Origin of the sequence: Streptomyces caeni, assembly GCF_042678285.1 — a bacterium.
Lineage (GTDB): Bacteria > Actinomycetota > Actinomycetes > Streptomycetales > Streptomycetaceae > Streptomyces > Streptomyces caeni.
In genome coordinates this window covers 1-3,475 of the sequence record NZ_JBHUDX010000150.1, presented here as the reverse complement: position 1 = coordinate 3,475, position 3,475 = coordinate 1, and the positions used below count along the sequence as shown (strand labels likewise).

General features: G+C 70.2%; 5 protein-coding genes. 1 reads left to right on the top strand and 4 read right to left on the bottom strand.

Features of this window, described 5'->3' with window-relative positions:
* The 4 genes from ACFSL4_RS36725 to ACFSL4_RS36710 all read right to left on the bottom strand — a co-directional run.
* Positions 1 to 295, bottom strand: a 295-nt coding sequence (locus ACFSL4_RS36725) for a 2-oxoglutarate dehydrogenase E1 subunit family protein (RefSeq protein ID WP_381092447.1), incomplete at its 3' end; no start/stop codon positions are given.
* 291 nt (positions 296 to 586) lie between these two features.
* Positions 587 to 1,687, bottom strand: coding sequence for a HAMP domain-containing sensor histidine kinase (locus tag ACFSL4_RS36720; RefSeq protein WP_381092445.1), 1,101 nt, complete (start codon positions 1,685 to 1,687; stop codon positions 587 to 589).
* Complete coding sequence (locus tag ACFSL4_RS36715) at positions 1,684 to 2,421, bottom strand: response regulator transcription factor (RefSeq protein WP_381092443.1); 738 nt, start codon at positions 2,419 to 2,421, stop codon at positions 1,684 to 1,686. Before ACFSL4_RS36715 ends, ACFSL4_RS36720 begins: the two co-directional genes overlap by 4 nt.
* A gap of 111 nt (positions 2,422 to 2,532) precedes the next feature.
* Entirely contained in the window at positions 2,533 to 3,219 is a 687-nt protein-coding gene (locus tag ACFSL4_RS36710; RefSeq protein ID WP_381092442.1) for a spermidine synthase family protein, read from the bottom strand.
* Between ACFSL4_RS36710 and ACFSL4_RS36705 the strand changes: the two genes are divergently transcribed.
* A partial coding sequence (locus ACFSL4_RS36705) for a hypothetical protein (protein WP_381092440.1) occupies positions 3,218 to 3,475 on the top strand: 258 nt, incomplete at its 3' end. The genes ACFSL4_RS36710 and ACFSL4_RS36705 overlap by 2 nt on opposite strands.

Genomic DNA, 3,475 nt, shown 5'->3' with positions numbered 1-3,475 from the left:
CCGCAGGAGCGACGGCCGGCGCGGCGGGCGCCGCGGGTGCGGCCGGAGCCGCCGTGGTGGCGCCTGCGGCCCCCGCGGCCGCGGTACCCGCCGGGGCCGAGGCGGCAGCGGCCCCCGGCTTGTAGTCGGCGAAGAAGTCCCACCAGGCGCGGTCTACCGAATTCGGGTCCTGGAGGTACTGCTGATAGATCTCGTCGACGAGCCACTCGTTGGGACCGAACGCGGCGGCGGGATTCTTCCCGGCCTGGGCGTCGGTCGTGGTGGAACTCGAGTTACTGGGGGACTGTGGCGACACGGCGGTAACCGCCCTCTTCCGCTTCACAAGGTGATTGGACAGCGGGAATAAAGGCTACGCCTCTGGGGCCGTGAAGGTCAGGTCAGGCCGGTTCATCGTCGTGTAAGTCACATCGGAAACTGTGTTTCGGGGCTGGAAATGGCGGGAAACAAGCGAGGTTCCGGTGTGGAAGGGATACGGCGATCCCGGCCCGGTGCTCAGAGGGCGCGGGCCTGTGCCTGATCACACGTGTCCGTCTGCAGGAACACACGTTGATCTTGTGGCTCCGGTTCGAACTTTACGTCAACCCGGCTAGGACGGTTCTCCGGGAAGGGTGACCTGGATCCGGCAGCCGCGAGGGGATTCGGCCACACCGATCCGGCCGCCGTGCAGATCCACCGCCCAGCGGGCGATCGCCAGGCCTAGGCCCGTGCCGCCGTCGCTGCCGGGCCCGTGCGGGGCGCTCACGGCGCCGCGGTTGAAACGCTCGAAGACCCGGTGCCACTCCGACTGAGGGATACCGGGGCCCTCGTCCAGCACCTCCAGCTCCAGGGAGTCCGGAGCGGCACCGCCGCGGGCCTTCACCGTCACACGGCCGTGCGGAGGGCTGTGCTTGACCGCGTTGTCGATCAGGTTGGCGACGACCTGGTGGATGCGCTCCGGGTCCGCGTACGCGGTCAGCTCCGGCGGGGAGACGTCGAGGTGCATATGGATGTCCGTACGGGGGTGACTGCCTGCGCCCGAGGCGATGCCCCCGCGCGTGGAGGACATTATCTGCGCCTCCTTGAGGACGCCCGAGAGGTACGGCCAGACCTCGAAGCGGCGCTTCCTCAGCGGGACGACGCCGTTGTCCAGGCGCGAGAGGTCCAGCAGGGTCTCCACCAGGCGCCCGAGCCGCTCCGTCTGCTTCAGTGCCGTGCGCATCGTCTCCGGGTCGGCGGCCGAGATGCCGTCGACGATGTTCTCGAGCACGGCGCGCAGGCCGGCGATCGGCGTGCGCAGCTCGTGCGAGACGTTCGCCACCAGCTCCTTGCGCTGGCGGTCCTGGGCCTCCAGCTCGTCGGCCATCAGGTTGATCGTGCCCGCCAGGTCGCCCAGCTCGTCCCGCCGGTTGGCGCGGACCCTGCGGGTGTAGTCGCCGTGCGAGATGGAGCGGGCCACCGTGTTCATCTCGTCCAGCGGAGCGGTGAGCGAGTGCGCCACGAACTGGGTGATCAGAAGCGTGGCGATCATCGAGAACACGGTGATGAACCGCAGCTCCGTCTTGGTGTGCACCGCGATCATCGACAGACCGGTGGTGATGAGGACCGAGACGACGACGAGGATGCCCAGCTTCGTCTTGATCGAGAACGGGCGCAGTCCGCCCCAGGACGGCCCCGGGTCTTTTTGCGGTGCCGCCGGCCCACCGCTCATGGCGCCGGCGTCTCCAGGGCGTAGCCGACGCCGTGCACGGTGCGGATCCGCTCCGCGCCGATCTTGCGCCGGAGCGCCTTGATGTGGCTGTCCACGGTGCGGGTGCCGGAGGCGTCCGCCCAGTCCCACACCTCCGCGAGCAACTGCTCGCGGGAGAGCACGGCGCGGGGCGTGTTCGCCAGGCACACGAGCAGGTCGAACTCGGTGGGCGTCAGATGGACGTCCTCGCTGCGCACCCGGACCCGGCGCTGCGCGTGGTCGATCTCCAGTTCACCGAGGCGCAGGATGCCGCTGCGCGGCGTCGCGGCGGCCAGCGCGGCCCGCTCCACCCGGCGCAGCAGCACATGCACCCGCGCCGCCAGCTCACGCATCGAGAACGGCTTGGTCATGTAGTCGTCGGCGCCGACGCCGAGCCCGACCAGCATGTCCGTCTCGTCGTCGCGCGCGGTGAGCATCAGCACCGGCACCGGGCGCTGCGCCTGCACCCGGCGGCAGACCTCCAGACCGTCGAAGCCGGGCAGCATGATGTCGAGGATCAGCAGGTCGGGCTGCCACGCCTCGGCCGTGTCGACCGCCGCCGGACCGTCGCCTGCCGTTTGCACGAGGAAGCCCTCGGCGCGCAAGCGGGCGGCGATGGCGTCGACGATCGTCGGGTCGTCCTCGACCACCAGAACCCGCCGTTGGGCGCCGGGGGTCGCCGTCGTGCCGTTGTGGGAGGTGTGTGTCTGCTCCATCGCCCGCCCCTGGGTTGCTTTCCGGAATCCGTGGGGTGATCCCATGACTGCGCTTGACGCTTGAATGATCCGCGTCAGGGAAGCAGCGTACGGGGAGTTACCGCGAGTCGGCTATCCAGGTCGGACAGCCAGGTGCACGGCGTCGGGTACGCCCCGGGCAACCGGGACCTCTTCGGTACGCACCTGCTGGAACCCGGCATTCCAGAGGGTTCCTTCAAATTCCGGAGAGGGCTGCGCCGACCACACCGCGAGCACTCCGCCGGGCCTCAACGCCCTTGCGCAGCTTGCCAGTCCGGACGTCGAGTACAGGCTGTCGTTGCCCTTCGTGACTGTCCAGCCGGGGCCGTTGTCGATGTCGAGGCACAGTGCGTCGTACGTTTCCGATGTCTCATTGACGTATGCGACGAGATCCGCTTCCAGCACGCGGGTGCGCGGGTCGGCGAGGGCGTCCGCGGAGAGCGCGGACAGCGGGCCGTCCAGGTGCCAGTCGATGACGGCGCGCTCGCGCTCCACGACCGTGATGCCTCCCCAGTGGGGGTCCGCGGCGGCGTGTGCGAGCGAGAAGCCGACGCCGAGCCCGCCGATCAGCACGCTCGGGCCGGGTCTGTCGTCCAGGGCGTCGCGGGCGGCGTCGACGAGCAGCCGTTCCGAGCGCCCGTCGGAGGTGTCCATCAGGAAGCAGCCGTTCGCGATGATCTGGAGTAACTCGCCGTGGCGCCGCAACACGACCTCGCCGTGGGGGCCCTGGCGCCGGTCCAGGACCCGGGGTGCGTCGTGGGTGTCGTACCGATGAGGCATGGGCTTCATTCTGGTGACGGGGAGACGCCGGGGGCGAGGGATTTTCCCGATGGGGCACCCGGCCGAACGTCTGTGCTCCTGTCGCGCGCGTGTCGTGCACGCCGCTGAGACCTCGGCGCGGGGCGCCGGCGACGGTCCCGCCGACGCGGCCGGTGACGATGTGGCTGGTGCTGGCGTGGCCGGCGTCGATGTGGCCGGCGCCGACGCGGCCGGTGCCGACGCGGCCGGTGCCGATGCGGCAGACGCCGACGCCGAG